The sequence below is a fragment of the Vibrio ishigakensis genome (genome assembly GCF_024347675.1).
In the GTDB taxonomy this organism is placed as follows: domain Bacteria; phylum Pseudomonadota; class Gammaproteobacteria; order Enterobacterales; family Vibrionaceae; genus Vibrio; species Vibrio ishigakensis.
This window is the reverse complement of the sequence record NZ_AP024882.1, coordinates 1,248,232-1,267,963: the sequence shown is the minus strand read 5'-3', so window position 1 is coordinate 1,267,963 and position 19,732 is coordinate 1,248,232. Positions and strand designations below refer to the sequence as shown.

The 19,732-nt window shown below is 43.9% G+C and carries 20 protein-coding genes; 8 read left to right on the top strand and 12 right to left on the bottom strand.

Translation table 11 applies throughout. The annotated features are described in order from the left end of the window. Positions 1–58: 58 nt before the first annotated feature. Entirely contained in the window at positions 59–760 is a 702-nt protein-coding gene (locus tag Pcarn_RS19555; protein ID WP_261835998.1) for a spondin domain-containing protein, read from the bottom strand. 10 nt (positions 761–770) lie between these two features. Next, the gene (locus Pcarn_RS19550) at positions 771–1,448 is read right to left on the bottom strand and encodes a spondin domain-containing protein (protein ID WP_261835997.1); all 678 of its coding nucleotides are present in this window, start codon (positions 1,446–1,448) and stop codon (positions 771–773) included. Positions 1,449–1,602: 154 nt separating this feature from the next. On the opposite strand from Pcarn_RS19550, the gene Pcarn_RS19545 reads away from it, so the two are divergent. Then, positions 1,603–1,911, top strand: coding sequence for a DUF1272 domain-containing protein (locus Pcarn_RS19545; RefSeq protein WP_261835996.1), 309 nt, complete (start codon positions 1,603–1,605; stop codon positions 1,909–1,911). A gap of 63 nt (positions 1,912–1,974) precedes the next feature. Then, a complete protein-coding gene (yjeH, locus tag Pcarn_RS19540) occupies positions 1,975–3,237 on the top strand; it encodes an L-methionine/branched-chain amino acid transporter (RefSeq protein WP_261835995.1) in 1,263 nt (420 codons plus the stop codon). A 112-nt stretch (positions 3,238–3,349) separates the two neighbouring features. On the opposite strand, the gene Pcarn_RS19535 is transcribed toward yjeH, so the two are convergent. The 4 genes from Pcarn_RS19535 to Pcarn_RS19520 are packed head-to-tail and all read right to left on the bottom strand — an operon-like array spanning position 3,350 to position 6,366. Next, entirely contained in the window at positions 3,350–4,363 is a 1,014-nt protein-coding gene (locus Pcarn_RS19535; RefSeq protein WP_261835994.1) for an L-threonylcarbamoyladenylate synthase, read from the bottom strand. A 29-nt stretch (positions 4,364–4,392) separates the two neighbouring features. Then, positions 4,393–5,190, bottom strand: coding sequence for a DUF6671 family protein (locus tag Pcarn_RS19530; protein ID WP_261835993.1), 798 nt, complete (start codon positions 5,188–5,190; stop codon positions 4,393–4,395). 30 nt (positions 5,191–5,220) lie between these two features. Further along, complete coding sequence (locus tag Pcarn_RS19525) at positions 5,221–6,156, bottom strand: sodium-dependent bicarbonate transport family permease (protein WP_261835992.1); 936 nt, start codon at positions 6,154–6,156, stop codon at positions 5,221–5,223. 3 nt (positions 6,157–6,159) lie between these two features. Then, the gene (locus tag Pcarn_RS19520; protein ID WP_261835991.1) at positions 6,160–6,366 is read right to left on the bottom strand and encodes a hypothetical protein; all 207 of its coding nucleotides are present in this window, start codon (positions 6,364–6,366) and stop codon (positions 6,160–6,162) included. A 116-nt stretch (positions 6,367–6,482) separates the two neighbouring features. On the opposite strand from Pcarn_RS19520, the gene Pcarn_RS19515 reads away from it, so the two are divergent. The 3 genes from Pcarn_RS19515 to Pcarn_RS19505 all read left to right on the top strand — a co-directional run bounded on the left by Pcarn_RS19515 (position 6,483) and on the right by Pcarn_RS19505 (position 10,795). Further along, the gene (locus Pcarn_RS19515; protein WP_261835990.1) at positions 6,483–7,415 is read left to right on the top strand and encodes a LysR family transcriptional regulator; all 933 of its coding nucleotides are present in this window, start codon (positions 6,483–6,485) and stop codon (positions 7,413–7,415) included. 328 nt (positions 7,416–7,743) lie between these two features. Further along, on the top strand, positions 7,744–8,724 hold the full coding sequence (locus tag Pcarn_RS19510) for an ABC transporter substrate-binding protein (RefSeq protein WP_261835989.1): 981 nt from the start codon (positions 7,744–7,746) through the stop codon (positions 8,722–8,724). After that, the gene (locus Pcarn_RS19505; protein ID WP_261835988.1) at positions 8,714–10,795 is read left to right on the top strand and encodes an EAL domain-containing protein; all 2,082 of its coding nucleotides are present in this window, start codon (positions 8,714–8,716) and stop codon (positions 10,793–10,795) included. The genes Pcarn_RS19510 and Pcarn_RS19505 overlap by 11 nt, the downstream gene beginning before the upstream one ends. A gap of 103 nt (positions 10,796–10,898) precedes the next feature. Here Pcarn_RS19505 and Pcarn_RS19500 read toward each other — a convergent pair whose 3' ends face one another. Continuing rightward, positions 10,899–11,495: a tyrosine-type recombinase/integrase gene (locus Pcarn_RS19500; RefSeq protein WP_261835987.1), complete on the bottom strand. Its 597-nt coding sequence runs from the start codon at positions 11,493–11,495 to the stop codon at positions 10,899–10,901. 229 nt (positions 11,496–11,724) lie between these two features. Between Pcarn_RS19500 and Pcarn_RS19495 the strand changes: the two genes are divergently transcribed. Beyond that, a complete protein-coding gene (locus Pcarn_RS19495; RefSeq protein ID WP_261835986.1) occupies positions 11,725–12,963 on the top strand; it encodes an ABC transporter substrate-binding protein in 1,239 nt (412 codons plus the stop codon). Next, a complete protein-coding gene (locus Pcarn_RS19490; protein WP_261835985.1) occupies positions 12,963–15,386 on the top strand; it encodes a PAS domain-containing hybrid sensor histidine kinase/response regulator in 2,424 nt (807 codons plus the stop codon). Before Pcarn_RS19495 ends, Pcarn_RS19490 begins: the two co-directional genes overlap by 1 nt. Positions 15,387–15,780: 394 nt before the next feature. On the opposite strand, the gene Pcarn_RS19485 is transcribed toward Pcarn_RS19490, so the two are convergent. Next, complete coding sequence (locus Pcarn_RS19485) at positions 15,781–15,960, bottom strand: DUF1289 domain-containing protein (RefSeq protein ID WP_261835984.1); 180 nt, start codon at positions 15,958–15,960, stop codon at positions 15,781–15,783. Between the two features lie 57 nt (positions 15,961–16,017). Further along, positions 16,018–16,311 carry a Fis family transcriptional regulator gene (locus tag Pcarn_RS19480; protein ID WP_261835983.1) on the bottom strand — a complete coding sequence of 98 codons (294 nt, stop codon included), beginning with the start codon at positions 16,309–16,311 and terminating at the stop codon, positions 16,018–16,020. A 200-nt stretch (positions 16,312–16,511) separates the two neighbouring features. Here Pcarn_RS19480 and Pcarn_RS19475 point away from each other — a divergent pair, with 200 nt between their 5' ends. Beyond that, complete coding sequence (locus Pcarn_RS19475; protein ID WP_261835982.1) at positions 16,512–17,828, top strand: hemolysin family protein; 1,317 nt, start codon at positions 16,512–16,514, stop codon at positions 17,826–17,828. Between the two features lie 97 nt (positions 17,829–17,925). Here Pcarn_RS19475 and folM read toward each other — a convergent pair whose 3' ends face one another. From folM to folX, 3 genes are read right to left on the bottom strand one after another with little or no spacing between them, the layout of a single operon-like run. Beyond that, a complete protein-coding gene (gene folM / locus Pcarn_RS19470; protein ID WP_261835981.1) occupies positions 17,926–18,642 on the bottom strand; it encodes a dihydromonapterin reductase in 717 nt (238 codons plus the stop codon). After that, positions 18,639–19,277, bottom strand: a complete 639-nt coding sequence (folE, locus tag Pcarn_RS19465; RefSeq protein WP_261835980.1) for a GTP cyclohydrolase I FolE — start codon at positions 19,275–19,277, stop codon at positions 18,639–18,641. Before folE ends, folM begins: the two co-directional genes overlap by 4 nt. Then, positions 19,277–19,666, bottom strand: a complete 390-nt coding sequence (gene folX / locus Pcarn_RS19460) for a dihydroneopterin triphosphate 2'-epimerase (RefSeq protein WP_261835979.1) — start codon at positions 19,664–19,666, stop codon at positions 19,277–19,279. The genes folE and folX overlap by 1 nt, the downstream gene beginning before the upstream one ends. Between the last annotated feature and the right edge of the window lie 66 nt (positions 19,667–19,732).

Below are 19,732 nucleotides of genomic sequence, written 5' to 3'. Positions count from 1 at the left end.
TCCCATCCCTGCTATTTTCACCACAACTAGAGATGACCGCAGCAGGGAGGGATTAATTTCACTCAGTTCGAGTAATGGTGACTCGAGCTCCAGGGTTTAGAAACCTATGGGTGGCATCCAGCGCTGAGCTAGCCAGACCATCATCACTACTGATAACACCTGAGTGGAAAGTCACCACATCATCGTCATTACGGTCAGCGTTAAAGCCTTCGCCACCAGCGGCAGGGCCGGGAATGGTCGAAGCCAATTCATCATTTAGCTCAGTACCTGCATCCCACACGTTCATGTTCATCTGAAAACTCTCACCTACTTCCAAATCCTTGAGCGACAGGCCCGTTTCTCCCACAAAGGCGTCATTGGTGTTGACTAGCATAGAGGCAACAGATAGGTAGCCCTCTTCATCTACATCCAAAGAAATGGTGACTTCATCGCTGTTTCCCGGAAGCAATAACCCATTGCCAGCTATGCCCTGGATAACGTTCTCATCACTTTGCGAGAAGGCAATCAGCTCTGCATTGCTTCCCTCTTCGGCCAACTGCTCTAAGGCAACGGACGCGCTTTGTCCCACTTCAAACAGCATAAAGTTGCTATTGTGAGTCAAGACCGCCAGCGGAGACATGGGCTGATTCGGAGTCAGATTGGTTACAGAAACCGTGTAGCTTTGAGTGGTACTGTTGGTGGCATTGTTATCATCGTCGTCATCAGGACAACCCGCGAGCAAGCCAACAGATGCGGCAACTAATAAGATACGGTATTTCATAATTGCCTCCCTACTTCACAACAACTTTGATAGTGGCAACCGGATTCAACCAGCGATGAACACTGCTATCTAAATCACTCTTACCACCCGCACCATCGGCATCACCTAAGGTTCCGGGATGCACATGCACCATGGCATTAGAGATAGCCGTTTCAACACCGGTCGCGCTTGTCCCAAAGGTGATAAATGGTGGGTTTGGCATATTGGCTGCAATCTCATCATTGGCCTCGGTACCTGCGTCATAGCCGTTCAAGGATGCTCTGTAAGTACCAGCCTCAGACGGGATTTTCCAGCTATCTAGTCCAACAAAACCGTCATTAGTTGGCAATAGCATGGCTCCCAAAGACAAGTAGCCAAGATCACCACTGTCCATATTAAAAGTAATGCTATCCCCTGGGTCTAGAAAACCGCCAGCAGGATTTTCCACGACTACACCACCGGCATTACCGATTACGCCAGAGAGCCCAGCAATCGCGCCCTCTTCTGCCATAGATTTGAGCTCATCACTGGCTGCGGTCCCGGTTCTAAACATAAACAGATCTGAGTTATGCGCCGCCACAATCAAGGGAGTGAAATAGATGCCTTTGGTTGCGTTGGTGATGGTAATTTCGAGCTCTGCCGCCTGAGCACTGCCCATAGCTAAGGCTACAGATGAGATGAGAAGTCCAAGTTGGGTACGTTTTTTCATTGTGAGTCCATCCTTTTTGATTGTTGAGCGCTTGATTGCGTTCATGCCTTAAGGATGACGGGGAGATCTTTCAATAAGCTCCGCGAATTCTCACAAATGTCTCACAAGTTTTTCTCTAAACTAAATACACCAAGCCAGATTTGGAAGTAATGAAATGTTGGAGCTAAGACCGAACTGTGAATGCTGCGATAAAGACCTACCTGCTGACTCTTTGGAAGCCATGATTTGCACTTACGAATGCACCTTTTGTGTCACCTGTGTGGAGGACATTCTGAGTAATGTCTGCCCAAATTGTGGTGGCGGATTTACCCAGCGACCTATCAGGCCAAGTATTGAAAGGCGTCCAAATCTAAGCACAGAGCACCAACCTCCATCAACCAAGCGCATACATACCAAATACACAGAGGCAGAACTTAAAGCGTTCGCCAACCTTCATAAACACATACCTCCCAAAGATAGATAATCACTACCACGTAAAGAGGCGCTATACTTTGCGGTTCTTCTCGCATTCATCGTTTGAGTTTCAATGGCATCACTAAAGAAAGACATCACCCTCATTGGTGGGATCGGACAAATGTCCACCACCCTTCTTGGCACCGGCCTATTTATGGTTCCTGCTATTGCCGCCAATATTGCTGGCAAAGACCTTCTTTGGGCTTGGTGGATGCTGATCATCGCTGTATGCCCTATTGCAATGACCTTTGCCGCCTTGGGCAAGCGTTTCCCAAATGCCGGCGGTGCCTCTTATTTTGTGAAGCAGGCGTTTGGCTCTCGTTTAGAAAAGTCCGTTGCGCTGCTGTTTATCAGTGTGATTCCTGTAGGGGTGCCTGCGGCTATCGCTATTGCTGGCGGGTTTGCCCAACAATTACTACCAAGTTTTCTCGCAACACCGATAGTTTCTCAGCTTTTAATTGTGGCGCTTCTGATGGTGGTGAACTTCGCAGGAAGCAAGTCTTCAAGCAGACTGCAAACCGCTATCGCACTGGGTATCTTGGCCTTAGTTGGTTTGTTCTTATGGAAGGGCGAAGTAAATAGCTATGATTCCGTGCCTCATCATCTCGCTTCAATCGATATGGGAAATATTGGTAATGCGATTGCGGTGATGTTCTGGTGCTTTGTCGGTATAGAAGCCTTTGCCCATATGGGTGAAGAGTTTAAAAGACCAGATAGGGATTACCCCATTGCCATCTTAGTAGGTTGCTTGCTCGCAGGAGCAGTCTATTACTCCTTTTCCGTGGTGGTCTTGAAACATAACGCCTATGGCACACCTGAGCTCAACACCACGTCAGTTCCCTATCTCGCTAACCTGCTATTCGGTGCAAAAGCCAACTGGATTATTAGCTTAATGGGCTTTTTGGCCTGCTTTGCCACCATCAACCTCTACACCCAAAGCCTTTCCCGCATGATTTGGTCACTGGCTAGAGAATACAAACCGGAAAGCTCATTAGCCGCACTTTCAACAAGAGGCGTGCCTTCAAAAGCGACCGCAATTGTGGGTATCACCTTGGCTCTATCCTGCGTCTTTGGACAACTTTCTGGTATCGATATCGAGATCTTCCTGACATTGGCTAACGGCATCTTTGTAGTTATCTACCTATTCGCCATGTGGAGTGCAGTCAGACTTCTCGAAGGGACAGGAAAAGTGCTGGCGATGATTGCCATGGCACTTTGTATGATTGTGTTTGTATTTATTGGCCTCGCCATGGCCTATGCGGTGATTATGCTTGGTCTGATCTGGGTGGCTATTCCTAAGTTTCAGGCACGAAAAACACATGCAACTAAACAGTAGATTCTAAGTGGTAAAGCCAGCACCATAGAGTGTATGCCAAAAGGTTTAATTTCTTAGCCAACTATAACTAAGAGCGCTCTGAGTCACGTGCTCAGAGCGCCAGATTTTATAACTATTCCATACCCTTTTTAGTGTCGAAGAAAACGAAAGAGGCAGCCCTTGAGAGTCTATCATTCACCGCACTCCAATCTATATCTCTGGGTGGGGCCTCGACTTTTATCTCGGTTGTCTCAGAGTTATCCAACTCGTACAAAGAGAAGTACAAATGCTTCGCATACTTTGCTGGCGTAGATATCAGCTCTATTCTCCGATTTCTCGGCACCTTATTGCGATCAAGCGCTTCGATACACTCATCCGAATAGACCAGATAGCAAGTGCCCTGATTGTCACCTTCGTCAATATGTTTCATCAGAAGCGTTCGTGAGATTAAACTGACAGGAGTATCAGGTTGATAGTGTGCCGCGACGTTACCTGGGACAACAGTATCGTGTTTCTTGGGCTGGCTTACCGGTTGCTTGATGACCTCTTCAATGTCAGAAGCACTAATAGGCCCAGCGCGAAGCACTCTTGGTTGTTCACCTGTTACATCAAGTATGGTGGATTCGATCCCGTGTTCACATTTCCCACCATCAAGAATGGCTTTTATACGGCCATTAAGCTGCTGAAAAACCTGCTCTGAGCTTGTTGGGCTTAAGCCTTTATAACGGTTCGCTGACGGTGCGGCCAAACCAGTATCTAGCTCTTTTAGTAGACGTAAAAACAATGGCTGAGCTGGGATTCGCAATGCTATGGTTTTCAATCCCCCAGTCACCGGATTATCAAGACCCTCTTTAGCATTTAGGATTAAAGTCAGCGGGCCAGGCCAAAACGCTCCAGCCAGTTTTGCAACACAATCAGGCACGTCTTTGGCCCAATGCTCAATATGAGAGATATCAGGCACATGAACGATCAATGGATGATCAGTTGGTCGGCCTTTTAATTGGAATATTTTCAATACAGCATCTGGATTCTTGGCATCGGCAGCAAGTCCATAAACCGTTTCTGTAGGGACGGCTACGCATTCGCCATTTATCAGCATCTGTTTAGCGCGCTCGATGCCATTGTCGTGTAATAAAATTTCTGTCATTTGTTTCTATAGTTCGCTGAATTTACTGTTTAAGGGTTACAGCTCGGGCAAAAAGTGGGGTCTGCTGACTTTTGTTCTGCGGGTTTCTCTTCATTCGCCCCGCAGGTATCGCAATGATAAACATGAGCCTTTATTTGCAGTGTTGGAGCGCAACACAGACCGCATGAGAGTCCACTAACCGTTCTTTTTGCCACATAGTTTATGGCGTCACATTTAGGACAGTGTGATGACAAACGTGTAGCCAGATCTGTGGCTGCTCGTGCAATCATCTGCTGTCGACCAGGACTGTTCATCGCTCTGAGGTCAGGCTCAATTACACCGGCTTCAATTTTTCGGGATTGAATGCACAGCAGTAGATCATCTAAAGTTAAGCTTTTGTATATTTGAGACTCATGAGTCAACACCCACTTTTGACCGCAAAACTCTGATAGTGACTGCCTAACTGATTCAACGCTTATCCCCTTATCGAGCTTTAATGATGCGGTGTGGATAGGACCGGACGCTATCGCATAAATCGCTGAATCAGTTTTCTGGTCAAACAAACACAATAGCTCTGTGTTCCAGTTGATCAGTCCCGGATAAGGGCCTCCTCCAAAGCTCCCCTCGCTACCTAGCCCCAATCGAGTGTTACCCAAGAGGCAGGCTTGTTTTGCTTTTATTAGTGCCGCTTCTGACGCAGGCAATGTGCGAGTGACTTCTCCGCTAAACATGCCCAATGAATCTGTATCAAACTCGTCCGTTTCAGTCAGGTAATATCCTAACGGTCTTAAATGCGGCTCAATCCAACTCTTCTTTTGATGCTTAGTCGCAAGTGTTATTTTTTGCATTTGTTCTGTTCCGTGGAAATCGCATTGAGCTTAAAAATCGCCCACATATTGGCCAATGGCGATTAAGAAAGGCACATTGATTATGACGTTGAAGGGGAATGTAATTCCTAAAGAGGCGGTAATAGACATACCCGCATTGGCCTCGGGAAGGCTCTCTTTCATGGCTGCAGGTACTGCGATGTAAGAAGCGCTCGCCCCCAATACCGCCATTAGCGTAATACCTCCGGCACTCAAACCTAGACCTAGGCCAAGAGCAGTTCCAGCGACACCACCGATCATTGGCATCAGCATGGCAAAGCACACTAAAAACAAACTGTTCTCTTTAAGTGCAGATAATTGTTGTCCTGCAATCAATCCCATCTTTAGGAGGAAAAGAGCCAATACACCAGGGAATAGTTCGACAAAAAATGGGGTAAGTTTTTGTACACTTTGCCCACCTGCATAACCTATGAGCAAACCACCAACCATCAGCAAAATGCTAGGGTTCGCTACCAGCTCTTTCCTAACAAAATCTCGATTGATGAGTTTTAAGTTACCTTTCGCTAGCGCCAGTCCAACGATAATTGCTGGCATCTCTAACAAAACAACAAACAGAGGGAAATAGGCTTCATAACTGATGCCCCCAGCCTCAAGCAAAGCAACAGCAACGGCGTAAGTGGCAACACTTACCGAGCCATAGTGTGCAGCAATTGCACCTGCATCAACCTTGTCCAGCTGACCGAAATATCTGAGTAATGGGTAAGCGACTAATGGCAGCAACAAACCAAACGCAATTACGGCAAGTGACATAGCGATAAGGTCAGAATCGGTATGTTGCTGAAGTGCTAATCCTCCCTTGAGGCCAATTGAGATCATCAAAAAGATACTGAGCGCTTTGTACAGGCCGTCTGGAAATGGCAATTTGGCACCGACTAACTTGCATACGACGCCCAAAATAAAAAACGCAACTACCGCATCAATAGCCATAGGTTATTGACCCTCGATAGTGCGTTGCGTCGCCACACTGTTACTTTTGTTTGAGGCTAACTTGATCTTGTTTTGCACTGTAAAACAGATTACTACAACCGCTGCGGTTACAAACCCAAACGAATCATGGGCGATAAATGCACCTACAAAATAAAACACCATCAGTGCCGAAATAGTAATTGCTGAAAAAGCGACGTTTCTATGTGTCATAACAGACTCCCTGAATTTTGGGGCCATGTTATTCTTGATTTGGCATAGATTAAAATAGATGATATCGATGCTTTGGATAGATATTCATATATGTATAAATACTAATGAGGAGAATCATGGCGTCTAGATTACACGCTCATATCGGAACCTTTCGTCAGTTGGAAATTTTGCTCGCGGTTTATGAAGGCGGCAGTATAAAGAGTGCGTCAGAAGCATTGTTTTTGACCCAGCCAACGGTGTCCATGCAACTAAAAAAACTGACTGAAGCCATTGGTTTGCCCCTCTACCATCAAGTAGGAAGAAAGCTCAAATTCACCGACGCTGGACTAGCAACAGCTGAAACAGCCAAAAAAATACTTCTTGATTGTGAAGAGCTAGATATGCGTCTTTCTAGCCTAAGAGGATTGGAGTCAGGAACGCTCCGATTGGCGGTTACCACCACAGCCAAATACTTCATTCCACACTTGCTAGGGCCATTTTGTGAGCGCTATCCCGGGATCGACATTCAGCTGAAAATAGCAAACAGGCAGCAAGTTATTGAGCGCCTTGAAAACAGAGCTGATGACTTTTACGTGTTCAGTCATCTACCCGAAGAGTTAGACCTCGACGTAATAGAGTTCATGTCAAATGACCTTGTCGCGATTGCAGAATCGAATCATCCATTTGCAAAAAAGAAGAGCGTTTCGCTTGAAGAGTTTTGCCAAGAAGATTTTCTTATCCGAGAAGTCGGCTCAGGGACAAGGTATGCCACAGAAGCGTTTTTCAAAAAGCAGCAGCATCAACCAAACATAAAAATGACCATAGCCAGTAACGAAGCTATCATTCATTCAGTATTGTCTCGATTGGGTGTGTCGATTCTATCCGCTCATACTATCGCTTTCGGCAACATTAAAGACGTGAAAGTTGTGAACGTTGAGTCTTTACCGATAAGAACCACATGGTCTTTTTCCTGGACACCAAGTGTGCCTATGTCACCCATCGCGAAAGTTTTTCTGAACTACGTCGAGACAGAGGGCAGAGATGTTATGCAGCAAGTCGTGCGCCTTTAATGCTCTGTATCTGAAGTTATCTCAACCCTATTGAGATTTATGCTACCAAATGAGATGTGGAAAAACGCTTGATAAAAGAGAGTCTAAGGCTCAACTAATCAATGTTTAATAGAGCCTTGTTACCACGTGGTGAAAAAGCTAATCACGAGTTCAGCTTGAAATACTACCCTCCACTTCTTAGCTGCAAGATACGAAATTTCCCTTGGCAAAAATTGCCTGAGAATCAACCAAAAAATACTCGTACATAAACAGTGCCTCATACAAACTCTTGTATCTCCGAAAAAGTATCCTAACCTACCCAATATATGCGTATTACCAAGGATGGAGTATGTACAAGTACCTAATCGTTTTAGCATCAGCGCTTCTAATGGCTTGCTCTGAGCCGTCCAACGATATTAGCAAGCGTGATACGCCTATTTCGCTCTCCTTGATTACTGGAGTACAGCCAGGCTTTGGACTGGTAAAGGTGTCGCAAGAACAAGGCCTTTTTAAAAAAAATAATATTGAGTTGCATGTTATAGACCGACCTAGTGGCAAGCTCGCCCTCAAATCAGTTATTAACCAAGAAGTCGACCCTGATTTTATCCTTGTGGCAGATATTGCTTTCCTAGCCAACCAACACAGGCTGAGTAATTACCGCATTGTCGCTTCCGTGTTCGATTCAGACAATCAAAATGCTCTAGCATCGCTTTCTCCCATCAATGATTTGAGTGCGTTGAAAGGGAAAACAATGTGCACACAACACCAGTCGGCCTTGCATTTTTACGGTCAGTTACTGGTTGAGTATTCTGGAGAAAAAGATGTCACCTTTAAGTACCTTAACATTTCCGATTTAGTCACGGGCTTATATGAAGGGGAATGCGATTTTATTACCATTCGAGAGCCTTTCATAAGCCAGATAAAAAAAGCACCTCCCAAGCCTGTCTACATTCAACAATTCGCTGGCATCTACCTTCAGCATGAATTAATGCTCGCAAATGAACGAGTGAGTTCCAAAGATGTAGCGCGAGTTCTAACTACGCTCATTGAAGCAGAGAAATTGTTTATCAGCGACGAAGAGAAAGTCATATCGACACTTTCAAAGTCTCTAAGCGCCACACCCAAAAGCATGAAATCATTAAAAGAAGACAGTATGTGGGAAGTCTCTTTATACCGGCCGTTGGTGCCACTGCTGGAAAGACAAATGTCATGGCTTGTGGACCTTGGTATAGAGGAAGGAAGAGGATTTGTTCCTATGCTCGCATTGCGAACAGAGAGCCTTGAAAGCATCGCGCCTTTAAAACAGACGGTGGTTACCAATGAGGATTAGTATCAAACATGCCCTACTTTCAATACTTACTCTACTCGTGTTTTTCATCGTGTTGCTTATCTACATTTCTGATAAACAAAATCGTGTTCGAGAAGAGATCATTGAGGTCGGTCGACAAGCGCTAGACTTGAGTCAAAAAACGCATACCCTTGGAATGCTTGTCACGGACTACAGCAAGTCTAAATCAACCGATTCATTAACACGTTGGTTGAATACCATTGACCGCGTGGAGAAGAAGTATTCAGCTCTCATTCAATCATCAGGTCTGGGAGACTCCGTAATGATCGAGCGAGTATCGTCGGACATAACGCGGATCAGGACTCAATTTCATCTACTGCAAAATGTGAGTGGTGCTAAAAGCTACGATTGGATACTCAACACCCTAGATACTTACAACCAAAACTTGATCGCACATTTAGATATGTTGGTTAGGCAGGTTCAAGAACACTCTTATGACGAGCTTGAGCAACTAAATCTGGAACAAAAGATCGTCGTAGTTTCAGGGGTACTCCTAGTATGTCTTTTGTTTGCAATGATCTATGTGTCGCTAGTTACTCCAGTTCGTATTATCAGCGACGCCGTCAATATGACAGGTAGCAATCAAGGTAAGAGAAAATACAAATCCACGAGAATACATGAATGGTCAGTTCTTCAGTCAAAAATTGAGGAACTTCTTATATCTCTAAAGCAAACGACTGTTAGCAAGGTAGAACTTGAGGAAGAAGTACAACTACGTCAATTGGCTGAAGACAACGCCTTACAACAAGCACATACGGATTTTCTGACAGGTCTTCCCAACAGGCGTGCATTGAGCAACATGTTCAAAAACAGGCAAACACCTTCCACTTCGTTTGGCTTACTGTTCATTGATATGGATAACTTTAAATCAATCAATGACAACTTAGGCCATGAAGTTGGTGATAAACTCCTGATTCACATAGGCTCCCTTATTAGTCAGCTCCTAAACCAGAACGGTGTCGTTGCAAGGCTTGGAGGTGATGAGTTCGTCGCACTCTATTATGGCGACCAAGCTTCGACAGAGAGCTTTGCTAGGCATCTGCACGGAGCGCTAAACGAACCACTGGTTATTGCTGAAAATAAGTTAAAGATATCCTGCTCAATCGGAGTATCGCTTTACCCTAAACACGGAACGAATTTCGAAGAACTGCTCGCTAAAGCCGATACTGCAATGTTCTATTCTAAGAGCAACCCACTAGATTGTGGGGGTGTCAGTATATTTAGTGACAAACTGCAACAGGCGAGCTGGTACAAGTTCGACATCACTCAACACATTAAATTCGCTTGCGAAAATGATGCATTTGAAGTTTGGTTCCAACCGCAGATATCGACAGTTGATGGTCGCGTGGTTGGATTTGAGTCGCTACTGCGTCTCAACAAAGAGTACAACGGCAGATTGATTGGTCCAGATGAGTTTGTCCCAATCCTAGAGGAGACAAGCGACATCATTACCGTCGGTAAGACTGTGGTTGAAGAAGCCATCGCGTTTAGACAGGAATTAGAAGAGTTAGGCTTTGACGTTAATGTTTCAGTCAATGTATCAGCACTACAACTAGAGAATGACAGTCTCTTTAACCTTTTAAAAGAACATATCGACAGAGGAACAATCGATCCTCGCCACTTCCCTCTTGAACTGACTGAGACAGCCATCATCAAAAACAAGGAATCTGCCCTAACAGCCTTGCTAAAACTTCGAGAACTAGGGTTCTCACTTCAACTGGACGACTTTGGGACAGGCAACGCTTCTTTGGATCTGTTAATTAGTAAAGTGTTCGATACGGTGAAGATAGACAAATCTTTCACGCTAAATGTCGACCTAAAGTCTGATGCACATGCGGTAATTAAAGCTATTACGCAGCTTTCTTCAGCTCTCGGATTTTCCACAATACTCGAGGGCGTCGAACAACAAGAACACTTAGACTTGGCACGTGCCAACCAAATTGAGCTTTGCCAAGGGTTCCTGTTTTCCAGGGCAATGCCTAGAAAACAAGCCAAGGATTGGATATTGGAAAGACATAATGCTGTAGAGCTCAAAAACATAGGCCATAAATGAAAGTAGCCTCTGGTGGCTTCGTTGCGAGGCACTTACGACTTATGCTCTAAACGATAGTGGGGTATAGGCTTCTCAGTGCTTTGAAAAGCCTGCGGTTTGATTTCTAGCAATCTGTTTGCTCAGATAGTCTTAGAGCATCTTCCAACTCAACACCAAGATAGCGAATCGTACTGTCTAGCTTGGTATGTCCAAGTAAGATTTGCACTGCCCTGATATTCTTTGTCCAAGCATAGATGAGGGTGGCTTTCGTACGTCGCATAGAGTGTGCTCCATAGTTATCAGCATTCAAGCCTAGTTTACTTGCCCAGTTTCTTATTATGGAACGATAAAACGAGTAACTGATAGATTGTCCTTTACGACGTGAACTAGGGAAAAGATAGCAGGTTCCATCCAGTGAAGATGAGAATAGCCAGCGACCAATACTTTGCTGAGTCCTTGGCGTGATTTCAAAATGCACGTCAAAGCCCGTTTTTTGCTGCAAACACTGCACTCGTTCGTGAACAACACCTTCAGACGAAACATCATATACCCGAAGTTTTAGTAAATCACTTGACCTTAATTTACTATCAATAGCCAAATTTAATAATGCAAGTTGCATAAGGTCATTTTCTAACTCCAATAGAGTTCTAATTCGCCAGATTTCCTCCAGTTTAAATGGTCTTTTTATACCACTACCTATTCTAGTTAATTGCATTTTCATGTTGGCCTCCTTCGAATTATTGACCAACAACGATTTTAGAAAAGCAATACTGATGTCCTCAGCAAGATAGTCATGGATAAAATTGTGTTAGTTCCTTTTTGCAATTTTCTTCGACTCCCTCATTGGAACTTTTAATTCAGCTATAAACTTTTAAGTAAGTAATCTTGAATTTTCTTACATCTATCCTTTCTTACTGGATAGCAAGTTCAATTTCCAAGATACGTTAAAAATGATTATAAAACGGATTTTAATCACCACCTTTGTAATGTTCATCGCTATTGGCTCTCGCGCAGACGAGGAGGTATTCAAAATCTATTTGGATGCTGATCGGACTAGTTACTTTGCTTCTGCTCGGTCTATAGAAATGGGGTTCAAAGTGGCCTTTGATGAAGTGAATAATCGAATAGGCGACAGTAAGATAGAGTTCATAACCCTTGACCATAGAGGGAATGTTAAACGAAGTCTGAAAAACATGCGCATGTTCAAAAATGACCCAGAGGGGTTAGCATATGTTGGCGGACTCCACTCTCCCCCATTAATCAAGTACAGAGACTTTTTAAACGAATCACAAATACTAACACTTGTGCCTTGGGCGGCAGGAGGCCCGATTACACGCCACCCAAGCGCTGAAAATAACTATATATTTAGACTTTCAGTTGATGACTCAAAAGTAGGCCCAATCCTTATAAAGCAAGCCATCGACGCACAATGTCAAAACATACACCTACTTCTTGAAAATACAGGATGGGGCAAGTCCAACGATAGGGCTATGCGAGGCGCTCTCCCACATCAATTTAAAGGAACAGTAAAGTCAACTTGGTTCAATTGGGGGATTCAAGACAACAATGCTCGCCTTATGATTCGTGAACTGATAACCCAACAGGTAGATTGTGTCTTACTCGTATCGAATGCTCGAGAAGGTAGATTGCTCATTGAAGCCGTATCTGATGTGAATGCAGATTTTAAGGTGTTCAGTCATTGGGGAATAACCGGGGGAAATTTCCCACAGCAAGTCAGTAAAGAAAAGCGAGATAGAGTGAACCTTAAGTTTATTCAATCATGCTTCAATTTCTACAGCTCTCCACTTAATGAGCAGCAAAAGAAAGTTCTTGAGCGCGCCCGAAGCATGTTTCCTAATGAAATAAAAGATACCGACATCCAAGCGCCTGCTGGATTTATCCATGGTTACGATTTAGCTAGGATTTTCATCGTAGCAATGCAGCAAGTTACATTAACTCATGACAAAAATAAAAATAGCGAACAGTTAAAACTGGCGCTGGAATCATTGCATAGCCCAATCGAGGGTCTTATTAAAACCTATAACACTCCGTTCTCAGCATTCAGTAGAGACAACATAGACGCTCACGAAGCATTGGGTGCAAAAGACTTGTGTATGGCGACATTTGATGAACATAACGCCATTAAAATAGAGCCAAAATCAAATAATGAAATTGCAGGAAGACCATAATGAGATTTAATAAAAACAATGGCCTGCATTTTTTTTCGTTGTTCATTATTTTCGGTGCGCTTACGTTCGCGATTGTGAGCCTTGGTTTTATCAAGTTTCAATCTCAGAGGACCGCTAACGAAATTGTACAAGAGAGTAACGCTTCACGTTTCGCAAGTATGGAGCACTACTTTGTTGAGTTTCTCAAATTCCACCAGAAAACCTTGAATGAAATGGTTTCACTTTCATTAGTTCAAGCTACAGCTTTGGAAGGCGTGAGCGATGTAAACGCATTAAAGGACACATTAGCCACCATCAAGGTACCCAACCAAGAAGGACATTTCTGTATCTATGATGTCCTTGGGGAGAGTATTTATGGAGAAACCAAACGACCTCTAGCTTTAAAAGAACTGTTACAACAGGGCATTCACAATGAAAGTCTTTTGAATGAGCCAAGCTACACGTTCTTCCATGATGGGCAGAAAACGACACTAGTAGTAACCACACCTATTTCTTACAACGGCAGCCCAGAAGGTCTCGGCATCTATACGGTACCGCTGAGCGACAGTGACCTTCCACTGGGGAAAAATGAAGAAAATACCTATTGGTTTGGTCTCAGTCAAAGCCATTTTGATTGGAAAATGTCTGTTCCTGAAGGATGGGAATCCGAAACTCATCAAATACCAGGCACAGACTTGAGTGTCACTTTCGCCGTGTCCCCTACGGTCTTTTTAGACGCAGAGCACAAACTGTTCACCAGTCTATTTAAAGGCCTAAGCTTAGCCACATTCATCTCTATTGTCCTACTTTACTTTGTTGGTAAGAAATACATCGTCTCTCCTTATCAAGCCCTATATGAATCCCAATTAGCATTAGCCGAAAAAGAGCGGCAGTCTACTCGCTTAGCGCGAGTAGCGAGACATATGCGTGACGCAGTGATATTCACAGATACTGACATCAAAACCACATGGGTGAACCAAGCATTTGAACAGCTCTCTGGCTACAGTTCGGAAGAATTGATAGGGCAGAAGCCTGGTGACTTACTTCAAGGGGAGAAAACATCCTCTACAGTCAAAAAAGCAATTAGAGACGCAATCAATCAAGAGGTCCACGGGGATTTTGAACTTCTCAATTACCACAAAAACGGAAATCCATATTGGATCGAAGCAGCGATAACACCTCTATATAGTGAAACTGGTCAATTAGAAGGCTTTATGGCGGTAGAGCGTGATATAACCGATAGAGTTAAGTTAGAGAACGAACTTAAACAAAAAGCCATTCAAGCTGAAGCTGCAAACACTGCCAAATCTCGATTCTTGGCAACAATGAGTCATGAACTTAGAACACCTATGAATGGAATATTGGGCATGGGCGAGTTGCTTGAAGAAACGAACTTGAACCAAGAGCAAGCAGAATGTGTCAGCATTCAAATGCAGTCAGGTCGACATATGCTGTCTGTGCTCAACGACATACTTGATTTCTCTAAAATCGAGTCATCTGAGATTCAAATTAACAATGTCATGTTCCCTTTGAAAAGCATAACTCAAGGAATAAAGAGCCTTTATGAGCCTCTTTGTCGGGAAAAAGGGATCCGTTTCTTATTCGATTCCAATGTGAATACAAATTCAGTCATGCTCATGAGCGATAACAAAAGACTGATGCAAGTCCTACAAAATCTCGTTGGTAACGCGCTGAAATTTACTTCAAAGGGTTATATATCACTTGCAACAGTCATCACTGGTAGTAACACAGAAGGCCAACTCACCTTAAAAATAGCGGATACTGGTGTCGGTATCGACGAGTCCAAAATCGACAAAATTTTCAAACCTTTCGTCCAGGCCGAAGATGATACAACCCGCAAATTTGGTGGAACAGGTTTAGGCTTGGCTATCACATCAGAAATAATCAAGGCAATGAACGGCTCGATTGAGGTTACCAGCGAAGTTGGAAAAGGCAGTGAGTTTATTGTCACATTACCAATTAATCATTTTGAAATGGCAGAACCTAATCAGAAACTACATGATGACACAAAAACCTTTGACGGCTCTGGATATCGGGCATTGATCGTCGAAGATAATTCAGTAAACGCAATCTTATTAAAAAGACATTTGGTTAATCGTCATTTCAGTTGCTTTTTGGCAACAGAAGGTGAATCTGGCTTGAAATTAGCTCTAGAGCAAAATTTTGATTGTATCTTCATGGACAATCATATGCCTATCAAAGATGGCATTGAAGTCACTAGATTGATACGACGAGCAAGCATACCTAAGCAACCTCTCATAGTTGGATATACAGCTGATGCCTTTGATGAAACGAGAAGAACGATGCTGGATAGTGGTTGTAATGAAGTTCTAACAAAACCCTGTGATACCAAAGCACTAGATAAAATCTTAACCAAGCACCTATCTGCTCACCATAGAGACAGCGAAATGCAAAAGGGATAGTGTTGAGGAAGAATATGCACAGGTACCTAGACAGTGAAAATAACATCTAGAGGCTTCGTTGAGTAACTTGGTGTAGCTACTTCAGAAATTTAGAGCTGATTGGCTGCATGAGTTAATCACTATATTCTGTGCCGAAGCCTCATAATAAAGTAACTAACTGAAAGAGTTACAGCAAAGCAAAGCCAAAATCAACCGTCATTCACTTGCTTTCTGAGTTGGTTAAGAAACCATGATCCTCTTATCGTAGTAGTTTGAGCTAACAAACTCAGTTGGTGTTGTCCGCCGTATTTCGAATTAGTTTAAGAAGGAAAAACCATATTTACATTACATATGACAGCTTATGCTCTAACTCTTATTGGGGCAAAAGTGTGTCAGAGGCACACTTATCTTGCACCTAATCGATTTTCATTTGTGATAATCTTCTTTTCAGTTCCTTCTGAAGTATGTTTGTGGCGTAAGGCTTCATGGTTTTCCATTTTTTGCATTCTTCCTGAGTTCTGCTACAACCCAAACACCATCCTTTAGAGTTTGAAAAATCACAAATATCGATACAGGGACTCTTTTGTTTCTTCATGTCGTTTATCTCTATCGTTTAAAAGCGTATTAAGTAACAAAGCTTCAACACTGACCTTTACCGTGTCTCGTAACTGATTTGCTTGCTTACGTTTTTTAGCTGTACCCCAACCTTATTAAATGCCTTTTGGATAGTTGATGAGATATGCTGCTGGCCTTCTCCAACTAAAAAGTTTGCTCTGTCTTGATTGGTTTCAAATACGCACACTATTTTTAAGCTTTGTGGAAAAGAAGAGAATTGAACTGTGTGAGTCACCCAAAGAAAACCATCGTATCCTTTCAATGTGTCTTCACATACTTCGGTCAGTACGTTCCTGATTAGATTCTCGATCTTTTTATCTGACTTATGCATTACGAAAACTTCCTATTTATAGATAATGAGTAAATCACGAGCGTACGGGACATCACCATCACTGACAAGTGTTTGAAAACAATAGACAAACAGCCTGCTAATTCGGTTATCGTCACGATAAAATGATTTCGTGGAGGTTTTCTAAATCTCATCGTCACTTGTGGCTAAAATAGCGCCAATTTTCTATTCGGATAGCCTCGATGAGCCTAGTTGAAAACCTGTTTATTATCATGGCGCTGATCTTAATCAGTTGCTTTTTTTCCATGTCAGAAATCTCGTTGGCCGCAGCGCGAAAAATTCGCCTGCGCCAGTTGGCAGACGATGGTGATGATCGAGCCACTTTGGTTCTTGGTCTGCAAACAAACCCGGGTGATTTCTTTACCGTTGTGCAAATTGGCCTAAACGCGGTTGCTATCATGGGCGGTATCGTCGGGGAGTCCGCATTTACCCCTTATATCGCAGCTATCCTTAGCCATTGGCTTCCTGCAAATTGGGTCGCGCAGACGAGTTTTGTGCTCTCCTTCACCCTAGTAACCAGTCTGTTTATCTTGATTGCCGACCTGATGCCTAAACGTATTGCTATGGCGATACCCGAAACCGTTGCTTTGACCCTAGTTAAGCCGTTATTGGTGTGCATCTTAGTCCTCAAGCCCTTCGTGTTGGTGTTTAACGGCTTGGCGAATCTAATTTTTCGTTTGCTTCGTGTGCCTGCCGAGCGTAATGACGACATCACCAGTGATGATATTTACGCGGTGATGGATGCCGGCGCGGAAGCAGGCGTGCTCGATACCAACGAGCAACAAATGATGGAAAGCGTCTTTCAAATGCAGTCTATTCCGATTACTTCAGCCATGACGCCGCGCGAAGACATTGCGTTTCTCTCACTTAGCGACGATGAAAATATGCTTAAGCGTAAAATCGCTGATAACCCGCATCACAAATTTCTGGTTTGCGACGGACATCTTGATGCGATTAAGGGCTTTGTCAATTCTACTGAGCTATTGATTCGACTCATTAATGATCAGACCTTGGATTTAAAAAGCAGCAGTGTTGTGCAAGCCTGCCCTATCATCCCTGATACATTGAGCCTGTCTGAAGCGTTGGAATATTTTAAGGCCAACCGCGTCGACTTCGCAGTGGTAATGAACGAATACGCGTTGGTGCTTGGCGTAGTGACATTTAATGATTTACAAAGCGCAGCCATGGGCAGTTGGGTGCTAGCCGAGGGTGAAGAGCAGATTGTGGCCCGTGATGAGCATTCTTGGTTGATCGATGGTGTAACCCCTATCACAGATGTGATGCGCATATTACAAATAGACGAACTGCCACACTCACAGAACTACGAGACTATCGCTGGTTTTATGATCTTTATGCTGAAAAAGATTCCGCGTCGCACCGATTCTGTTACCTTCTCTGGTTACAAGTTTGAGGTGGTCGACATCGATGACTACAAAGTGGATCAACTGCTGGTCACTAGGGTGGAGAGTAGAGATGAAGAGGATGGACGAATAGCGTAAACAAATTTGAGCTAGCGAAATTAGTTAGCTCGGTATTGGGATTTTGGTTTAGATGACTACATGTCTCGTAAGAGAGAGCCTCATCCTATTGTAGTCATCACTTCAAATGCCTACCGCCATCAAGATGCAAAGTTCGTCCGGTCATATAGCGACTAGCCAAGATGAATTTGATGCCGTCGATCACCTCTTCAAAGCCCGCCTCTGTTGGAATCAGCGCTTTTTGCAGAGCTTTAGCCTTGTAAGCCTCGTCATCGTGTTCATTGAATTTAAGCATGGCTGGGGCGACTGTGTTTACCTTTACCTTGGGAGCCATCATTGCTGAAAACGAAAGCGTGAGATTGTTAAGTGCGGCTTTACTCGCCGCATAAGCGATGTGTTTTTTACTGCCTTTTTCCGCAACGTAGTCACTGATGTGTATGACGTCTGACGTTTTGTCGCCAGATGTCAGTTGGTCTTTAAGGGTTAGGTTGACTAGGTAGGGCACGGTAGCGTGAACCGTCATCATCTGATTCATGATGGACACTGCATTATCACTAGGGTCTTTCTTGTTTTCCGGCTTCCAGTCAGAGGCGTTATGTATGATAGCTCTGAGCTCCCTGAACTCCTGACTAACGTAGTCAAGGAAGTTCGCCAAACTGCCTTCTTTACAAAAGTCCACTTGTTGTAAATCTGCCCCTCTATCGCGCAGAAGCTGCAGATGAGGGTAGTCACTGCGGTAGGTGCCGACCACTTTATATCCGTCCGTTAAGAGTTGCAGCGCCAAAGCAAACCCTAATCGCTTACCCACACCGGTAATTAGAATTGTCTCACTCATCGTAAAAACTCGGCTCTGGTTTGAGGGTTAGTTTTGAAAATGCCACCTAATGCAGTTGTGGTGGTCTCAGAGTTTGCATCCATAACGCCTCTTGATTTAACGCAATAGTGAGTCGCGGTAATAGTGACGGCAACGTTCTCGGTCTCCACCAGAGCCTGTATGGCAACGAGGATTTGCTGAGTGAGGCGCTCTTGAACCTGAGGTCGCTGAGCAAAGAATCGAACGATACGGTTTATCTTGGACAGCCCCAGAATCTTAGACTCAGGGATATAGGCGACCTGTGCTAACCCGTCGATGGTGATGAAGTGGTGTTCACATGTCGAGGTTAAGTCTATCTCTGACACCTTGACCATTTCATCAACGGACATTTTATTGTCGATGACGCTGATTTTTGGGAAGTTAGCGTAATCGAGTCCAGAAAAAATCTCATGTACATACATCTTGGCGATGCGATGAGGCGTTTCTGCGAGACTGTCATCAGTTAAATCCAGCCCGAGAGTACTAACGACCTCCGTTAACAACCCTTTGATACGGTTATATTTCTGGTCGCTGTTCATTTCGCTCGGTGTCATCGGAGTTTCAAGCCCCTTTGCCAGCAGTGCTTCTTTTACTATTTCAGCTTCTTTGCTCAACATTAGCTTGCTCCTTGTGAATTACTGTCGTGATCTGCTTCATAGCTCAGGGTGAGCGAGACGGAGTCTGCGAAACGCAATGCATGTGGCTTGTCTATTCTCACTTGAGCATATTTCACCCAGGGGTGGTCGACACAAATGCCGAGCACATCACTGGTGAGTTTTTCTAATAGTAGGAACCGGCCAACTTCGACGTGTTGGATAATTTTTTTGCAGATGTTTTTGTAATTAAGCGCATTGTCGACATCATCTGAGAGACAAAGGTTGTTAGCTGGATAATGGATTTCAGCATTGATAACGATGTCTTGCTGCTTAGTTTTCTCTTCTTCATTGAAACCTATATAGGTTCTCAATCTGAGATTTGTGATGGTGATAATTGCGTTGTGATTCATATCGATTTCCAATCCTTAGAGCGTGATGAAAATTACGTGGCTGCTAGAGGAAAAGATCAATACAGC